The organism is Geminicoccus flavidas (assembly GCF_009806515.1).
Lineage (GTDB): Bacteria > Pseudomonadota > Alphaproteobacteria > Geminicoccales > Geminicoccaceae > Geminicoccus > Geminicoccus flavidus.
Map to the genome: position 1 here is coordinate 1 of NZ_WUJP01000227.1, position 7,452 is coordinate 7,452.

At 70.3% G+C, this 7,452-nt stretch carries 6 protein-coding genes and 1 pseudogene; 5 read left to right on the forward strand and 2 right to left on the reverse strand.

Going from position 1 to position 7,452, the window contains the following annotated elements; all coding sequences use genetic code 11:
• The 5 genes from EQG76_RS06465 to EQG76_RS06485 all read left to right on the forward strand — a co-directional run.
• A partial coding sequence (locus tag EQG76_RS06465; RefSeq protein ID WP_159711685.1) for a TOBE domain-containing protein occupies positions 1-256 on the forward strand: 256 nt, incomplete at its 5' end.
• Positions 253-1,806 (forward strand): FGGY-family carbohydrate kinase, encoded by a 1,554-nt coding sequence (locus EQG76_RS06470; protein ID WP_159711687.1) that lies wholly within the window; start codon positions 253-255, stop codon positions 1,804-1,806. The genes EQG76_RS06465 and EQG76_RS06470, both read left to right, overlap by 4 nt.
• The gene (locus EQG76_RS06475; RefSeq protein WP_159711689.1) at positions 1,803-2,858 is read left to right on the forward strand and encodes a 2-hydroxyacid dehydrogenase; all 1,056 of its coding nucleotides are present in this window, start codon (positions 1,803-1,805) and stop codon (positions 2,856-2,858) included. The genes EQG76_RS06470 and EQG76_RS06475 overlap by 4 nt, the downstream gene beginning before the upstream one ends.
• Before the next feature lie 7 nt (positions 2,859-2,865).
• A complete protein-coding gene (locus tag EQG76_RS06480) occupies positions 2,866-4,428 on the forward strand; it encodes a glycerol-3-phosphate dehydrogenase (protein ID WP_159711691.1) in 1,563 nt (520 codons plus the stop codon).
• Positions 4,425-5,669 (forward strand): FGGY-family carbohydrate kinase, encoded by a 1,245-nt coding sequence (locus EQG76_RS06485; protein ID WP_159711693.1) that lies wholly within the window; start codon positions 4,425-4,427, stop codon positions 5,667-5,669. The genes EQG76_RS06480 and EQG76_RS06485 overlap by 4 nt, the downstream gene beginning before the upstream one ends.
• A 3-nt stretch (positions 5,670-5,672) precedes the next feature.
• Here EQG76_RS06485 and EQG76_RS06490 read toward each other — a convergent pair whose 3' ends face one another.
• Entirely contained in the window at positions 5,673-6,851 is a 1,179-nt protein-coding gene (locus EQG76_RS06490; RefSeq protein ID WP_159711695.1) for an acetate/propionate family kinase, read from the reverse strand.
• A pseudogene (locus tag EQG76_RS06495) lies at positions 6,851-7,452 on the reverse strand (hypothetical protein); the annotation flags it as partial. The gene EQG76_RS06490 and the pseudogene EQG76_RS06495, both read right to left, overlap by 1 nt.

The window sequence follows — 7,452 nt, forward strand, 5'->3', positions numbered from 1 at the left end:
GGTGGGCATCCGGCCGCACCGGGTCCGGGTCGGTGAGGGCCCGCTCAAGGGTCAGGTCGTGAGCAACCAGTGGCTGGGCGACCAGACCCATCTGGGCATCGAGGTCGAAGGGGTGCTGCTGGTGGCGGTCACCGACGGCACGCTCAATATCGGGACTGGCGAGGCCGTGCCGGTCGCCCTGCCGGGCGACGCGCTGCATCTGTTCGATGCGGCCAGCGGTGCCGCGCTGCGCCATGGCGAGGTCAGCGCGGCATGAGCAGTGAACTGATCCTGGGCATCGATGCCGGCACCTCGGTCACCAAGGTCGTGGCCTTCGACCTCCACGGCCATCAGGTCGCGGTCGCGGCCAAGCCGAACCACTACGTGAACCTGCCGGGCGGCGGCTGCGAGCAGGACATCAACCGCACCTGGGCCGACTGCGTGGAAGTGCTGCGCGAGCTGAGCAGCCGGGTCGAGCGGCTGGCCGACCGGGTGGTCGCGGTGGGTGTCACCGCCCAGGGCGACGGTACCTGGCTGATCGATGCAGCGGGCGAGCCGGTGGCCCCGGCCTGGCTCTGGCTGGACAGCCGGGCTGCCGCCATCGTCGAAGCGGCCGAGGCTGACGGCACCACGGCACGCAACTATCCGATCACCGGCTGCGGCATGAATGCCTGCCAGCAGTCGGCGCATCTGATGTGGATGCAGCGGAACACGCCGGAACTGCTGCAGCGCGCCACGACCGGCATGCACTGCAAGGACTGGCTCTATTTCAAGCTCACCGGCGTGCGCGCGACCGACGTGTCGGAAGGCGTGTTCACCTTCGGCGACTTCCGCAAGCGCAGCTATTCGGCGGAGGTGCTGGCCAACTATGGCTTGAGCGACCTGGCCCGCCTGCTGCCGCCGATGCTCAATGGTGCCGAGACCAACCATCCGCTGACCGCGGAAGCGGCGCGCGAGGTCGAGCTGAAGCCCGGCACGCCGATCTCGCTGGGCTTCGTCGATGTCACCTGCACGGCGCTGGGTGCCGGCCTCTACGAGCCCGGCCGCCAGCTCGGTGTCTCGATTATCGGCTCAACCGGGATGCATATCCGCCTCGCCAGCTCCGCGGACGACGTGGTGCTGGGCGAGCGGCCGTCCGGCTACACCATGTGCCTGCCGATCCCCGGCAAGTACTCACAGGCCCAGTCCAACATGGCGGCCACGCTCAACATCGACTGGGCGGTCGACCTGGCCTGCCAGGCAGCAGGCGTGCTGGGGCTGGAGGTCAGCCGCCGCGAGGCCCTGCCGAAGCTGGATGCGCGGGTGCTGGAAGCGCGGGCGGGTGCCGCGATCTGGCATCCCTACATCCACACCGCCGGTGAGCGCGGTCCGTTCGTGGATGCCAATGCCCGGGCGATGATGACGGGCCTGGACCAGAACGTCCGCTTCCTCGACCTGCTGCGCTCGGTCTACGAGGGCCTGAGCTTTGCCGGCCGCGACTGCTATTCCGCGATGGGCCATGTCCCGGAGGAGATCCGGCTGGCCGGGGGGGCCGCGCGGTCCAAGACCCTGCGCACCATCCTGGCCTCGGTGCTGGGCACACCGGTGCGTGCCGGGACGCGGGGCGAGGAAGGGGCGGTCGGCACGGCGATGATGGCCGCCTGCGCGGTGGGCGTGTTCCCGTCGCTGGACGAGGCGGTCGCAAGCTGGGTCACCCCGTCCTTGGGCGAGCTCACCGCACCCGACCCGGAGCTGGCCCGGCTCTATGCCGAGCTGTTTCCCATCTACCAGTCGACCCACCGCCGGATGCGCGACATCTGGCGCGACCTTGCGAAAGTGCGTTCATGACCCGGACCATCGAAGCCGCCATCATCGGCGACAATTTCATGCGCGCCTCGGTGTTCGAGGAGAATCTGCGCAAGATCCCAGGCGTGGAGTGGAAGATCAGCAGCCTGGAACTGCCCTGGCCGGACGAGCCCTCTTACCATGGCGAGAAGGGCACCGAGCTCGAGGGGCTGAAGGAGCTGCAGGGCGATCCGGCCGAGCTCGCCAACTTCGTCAAGGGTGCGGAAGTCCTGGTCTGCCACCTGCCGCCGGTCACCCGCTCGATGCTGAAGGTGATGGCGCCGCCGCTCAAGCTGATTGGGGTCAGCCGCGGCGGGCCGGTCAATATCGACATGCAGGCGGCCAAGGATGCGGGCGTCATCGTCGTCAACGCGCCCGGGCGCAACTCGACCGCGGTGGCCGAGTTCACGATCGGCGCGATCTTGGCCGAGACCCGGCTGATCACCAAGGGCCATGTCTCGCTGAGCAAGGGCGAGTGGCGGGGCGACCTGTACCGCGCCGACATCACCGGGCCGGAGCTTTCCGAGCTGACCGTCGGCCTGATCGGCTATGGCCATATCGGCACCAAGGTCACCAAGCTGCTTAAGCCCTTCGGCTGCCGGATCCTGGTGAGCGACCCCTACGTGACCCTGGACGAGATCGACCGGGCTGCGGGCGTGGAGCAGGTCGACCTGGACGAGCTGCTGCGCCGCTCCGACGTGGTGAGCCTGCATGCCCGGGTGACGCCGGAGACCACCGGCTTCATGAACAGGTCGACCTTCGCGAAGATGAAGAAGGGCTCCTGGTTCATCAACACGGCGCGCGGGCCGATGGTGAACTATGACGACCTCTATGAGGCGCTACAGAGCGGCCATCTGCGCGGCGCCATGCTGGAGACCCATGCGGTCGAGCCCTGCCCGCCGGACCTGCCGCTGCTGCGCCACCCGAACGTCACCCTCACCCCGCACATCGCCGGCGCTTCCACCACCACGGTGAAGATCGCCGCACAGATGATCGCCGCCGAGGTCCAGCGCTGGATCGAGGGCAAGCCGATGCTGAACGTCGCCACCAAGTGAGCCGACCATGAGCCTCGCGGAACTCGACAAACTGACCGGCCCGGCCGACCTGCTGGTGATCGGCGGCGGTGCCAACGGTGCCGGCATCGCCCGCGACGCCGCCGGGCGCGGCCTGTCGGTCGTCATGTGCGAGAAGGACGACCTGGCCCAGGGGACCAGCTCGCGCTCAGGCAAGCTGATCCATGGCGGGCTGCGCTACCTGGAATATTACGAGTTCCGCCTGGTCCGCGAGGCGCTGATCGAGCGCGAGGTGGTGCTGAACGCCGCCCCGCACATCGTCTGGCCGATGCGCTTCGTCCTGCCGCACAGCCCGGAGCAGCGGCCGCGCTGGCTGATCCGGATCGGCCTGTTCCTCTACGACCATCTGGGCAGTCGGGCGAAGCTGCCGGGCACCCGCTCGCTCGACTTCCGGAGGGACCCGGAAGGTGCGCCGATCGTGGACGCCTATCCGAACGGGTTCGAGTACTCGGACTGCTGGGTGGATGACGCCCGGCTCGTGGTCCTGAACGCCCTGGATGCGAAGGAGCGGGGTGCGGTCATCCTGACCCGCACGCCCGCGACCTCGGCCAGGCGTGACGGGGGCTTGTGGGAGGCCGAGCTTACTGACACGACCACCGGCGAGAAGCGCAGCGTCAAGGCGCGCGCGATCGTCAATGCGGCTGGCCCCTGGATCGAGGGGGTGCTGGGCAGCGTCGCCGGCGTGAACAGCTCGCGCCGGGTGCGCCTGGTCAAGGGCAGCCACCTGATCTTCAGGAAGTGGTGGCAGGGGTCGCAGGCCTATCTCCTGCAGAACGACGACAAGCGGGTGATCTTCGTCAACCCGTACGAGGGCGACCTCGCCCTGATCGGCACCACCGACATCCCGGTCGAGGGAAGGCCGGAGGACGTGCGGGTCGAGGAGAAGGAGCGCAGCTACCTCCTGCGGGTGCTCAACCGCTACTTCCGGCACAAGCTCACCGAGGCCGACATCGTCGCCGAGTTCTCCGGCGTACGCCCGCTCTACGACGACGACAGCGCCAAGAACGCCTCGGCGGTTACCCGCGACTACGTGTTCGACGTCGACCCGCCGGCCCCGGACCAGGCGCGCGCCCCGCTGCTCTCGATCTTCGGCGGCAAGATCACGACCTACCGCAAGCTCGCCGAGCACGCGCTGGACAAGCTGCAGCCCTATCTCGGCACGCGGTCCGGCACCTGGACCGCAAGGGCGTCCCTGCCCGGCGGTGACATGCCGGGTGCCGATTTCGACGCGTGGCTGGCCGGCTTCCGCAAGGCCCATCCCTGGCTGCCGGAGAACCTCGCCCGTCATTACGGCCGGCGCTATGGCACCCGGTCTGCCCAGTTGGTGGAGGGCGCCACGCGCGTGGGCGATCTCGGCCGGCATTTCGGCGGCGAGCTCTACGAGCGCGAGGTCGACTATCTGGTGGCGAACGAGTGGGCGCGCTCGGCGGACGACATCCTGACGCGCCGCACCAAGCACTATCTGCACCTGAGTGCTTCCGAGCAGCAGGCCTTCCGCGACTGGTTCGCCAAGAGGCCGGGTGCGCTCGAGGACGAACGGGAGGCGGCATGAACCGGCTGGCACTCGGCATCGACATCGGCAGCTCGGGCGTGCGCGCCTCGGCCGTCGACCGGGACGGCCGGATGGTCGCCGAGGCCAAGGCCGCCCTGCCGGAGCCCGACCGGACCGACGGCATGATCCGGACCGCGGCCTCGGACTGGTGGGAGGCGGTGGAGACCTGCCTTGCCGGTATCCCGAGGGAGCGGGTGGCTGCGGTCGCGGTGGACGGCACGTCGGGCACCCTGCTGCTCTGCGGCGCAGACGGCACGCCGCTTTCCGCCGCCCGGCGCTACGACGATGCCGCCAGCGCTGCCCATGCCGCCCGGATCCGCGAACTCGCACCCGCCGAGAGTGCGGCGCATGGCGCCACCTCGCCGGCCGCCCGCCTGCTCGACCTGCAGGCACTTCATCCGGACGCGGCCATGGCATTGCACCAGGCCGACTGGGTGGTCGGCCGGCTGACCGGCCGGTTCGGCGTTTCCGACGACAACAACGCGCTCAAGACCGGCTGGGACCCGGTCACGCGGAGCTGGCCCGACTGGCTGGACGGGCTCGGGATCGCGCGCCGCCTCCTGCCGCAAGTGCTGGAGCCGGGCGATGTGGTCGGCCCGGCCCTGCCGGAACTGGGCTTGGCCAAGGGTGCGGTGGTGGTGGCCGGCACCACGGATGGCTGTGCCTCGTTCCTCGCGACCGGGGCCGACCAGCCGGGCGATGGCGTCACCGCACTCGGCACCACGCTGACCCTGAAGCTCCTGTCCGACCGGCCGGTGTTCGACCCGGCCGCTGGCGTCTACAGCCATCGCCTGCTCGGCATGTGGCTGGCGGGCGGTGCGTCCAACACCGGCGGCGCCGCGCTCCTGCGCTTCTTCACCGGCGAGCAGATGCGCGCCATGGAGCCGGGCCTGGACCCGGCCCATCCCACCGGGCTGGACTTCTGGCCGCTGGCCGGCAAGAGCGAGCGCTTCCCGGTAGCCGACCCCACCATGGAATCGCGCCACGAGCCGCGGCCGGCCGAGGATGTGCGATTCTTCCAGGCGTTGCTGGAAGGGATCGCAGCGGTGGAGAAGCGCGCGTACCGGCGCCTGGCCGAACTCGGTGCACCGCCGCTGCGCTCAGTGCGCACGGTCGGCGGCGGGGCGGCCAACCGGGCCTGGACCCAGATCCGGCAGAACCTGCTGGGCGTACCGATGCTCTCGCCGGCCAGTGAGCAGGCGTCCTACGGCACGGCCCTCCTGGCTCGCCGGGCCCTCTGAGGCTCAGCCGAGGTCCAGCACCTCCAGGGTCTGCCGGGCGATCATCGCCTCTTCGTCGGTCGGAATGACGCGGACCACGATGCGGCTGTCCGCCGACGAGATCAGCGGCGCGTCGGCGCGGTTGGCTTCCTCGTCAAGCGCCATGCCGAGCCAGGCCAGCCGCTTGGCCACGTTGGCGCGGATGCTGGCCGAGCGCTCGCCGATACCGGCAGTGAACACGAAGCCGTCGATCCCGCCCATGGTGGTGGCGAGCAGGGCCGTCTCCTGCGCGATCCGGTGGGCGAAATAGTCCAGGGCGAAGGCGGCGCGCGGGTCCTGGCTGGCCTTCAGCTCGCGCACGTCGTTGGACACGCCGGACAGGCCGAGCAGGCCGCTCTCGTGATAGAGCATCCGCTCAATCCGTCGCGCGTCCCAGCCCTGCTGCATCAGGTAGAGGACCACCCCGGCATCGAGGCGCCCCGGCCGGGTGCCCATGGGCAGGCCATCCAGCGCGGTGAAGCCCATGGTGGTCTCGATCGAGCGCCCGCCCTGGATCGCGCACAAGGAGGCACCGCTGCCCAGATGGGCCGCCACCACCCGCCGGCCGGCCAGCTCGGGATCCAGTTCCCGCAGCCGCTCGGCGATGAAGGCGTAGGACAGGCCATGGAAGCCGTAGCGCCGCACCCCCTCGCGATCCAGTGCCAGGGGAATGGCGAACCGGTCGGCCAGCTCGGTATGGTCGCGATGGAACACCGTGTCGAAGCAGGCGACCTGGGGCAGGTCCGGCCGGAGTTCCTGGATCGTGCGGATGGGGGCGATGCTGTTCGGCTGGTGCAGCGGCGCCAGCGGCACCAGGGCCTCGATCCCCGCCAGCGTCTCCGCCGTGATCCGCACCGGACTGTCGAACCGCCGGCCGCCATGCACGACCCGATGCCCGGTCGCGGCCAAGCCGCCATCGTCCAGCGAATCCTGCAGGAAGCGTAGTACGTGTCCGACCGCGCTACCGACATCATCGGCATGCTCGCGGAGATCCTTGTCGAGCAGGACCGCGCCATTCTCGTCCTTCACCTGCAGGTGCGGATGGACCCTGATGCCGTCGAGCAGGCCCTTCAGCCGCCGCTCCGGCCCGTTCCGCCCCAGTGCGAAGACCTGGAACTTGATGCTGGAGGAGCCGGTGTTCAGGACCAGCAGCGAGCCCGTCATCAGGTCGATCCCTTGCGGCTGCGCGGCGGGCGGGAGGTGGCGGCGCGACGCCTGGGCAGCGCGGCCCGCTCGCGCCCGGGCGGCGGAGGCGATGGCGGCTGCACGGTCGCCTGCAGCGGTGCAGTTGCAGGCTCGTCGGTGGCCAGGAGGTCAGTGATCCGCGCCAGCCGCCGCTTCGCCTCGGGCACCAGCGGCCCCGCGGCTTCGGCCAGATGCCGCACCAGTGGCAGGAACCCGTCGCGGGCATCGTCGGGCAGTAGCTGCGGCAGGGCCGAGATCGCCTCCTCGCCGGCCTCGCGCAGTATGGCGGTCTGCAGGCGCACCCTGGCCTTGAACGCATGGAGCGCCGCGGCGTGGCATTCCCCATGCTCGGCCCTGAGGTTGCGCACCGCGGCAAACGTCCGCTCGTCCACCCGGCCACCCGGCATGATCAGCCAGACGACCGCCCGGATCAGCGCATCCGCCGGCGTGCCGGTCGCGATCCGGCTACGGACCTCGGCAGCATGGGCGGCGACGAAGGCGCGGTGCTCCGGCTCATTGCCCGGGGCCGGGCGGGGCGGCTCGTCGCAGGCGCGCAGGCCCACCAGGGCCTGCAGCACCG

Excerpts from the sequence above, each read along its gene's own strand:
- EQG76_RS06470 (WP_159711687.1), top strand. The coding sequence starts at position 253 with ATGAGCAGTGAACTGATCCTGGGCATCGATGCCGGCACCTCGGTCACC.
- EQG76_RS06490 (WP_159711695.1), bottom strand. The coding sequence starts at position 6,851 with ATGACGGGCTCGCTGCTGGTCCTGAACACCGGCTCCTCCAGCATCAAG.
- EQG76_RS06480 (WP_159711691.1), top strand. The coding sequence starts at position 2,866 with ATGAGCCTCGCGGAACTCGACAAACTGACCGGCCCGGCCGACCTGCTG.
- EQG76_RS06485 (WP_159711693.1), top strand. The coding sequence starts at position 4,425 with ATGAACCGGCTGGCACTCGGCATCGACATCGGCAGCTCGGGCGTGCGC.
- EQG76_RS06475 (WP_159711689.1), top strand. The coding sequence starts at position 1,803 with ATGACCCGGACCATCGAAGCCGCCATCATCGGCGACAATTTCATGCGC.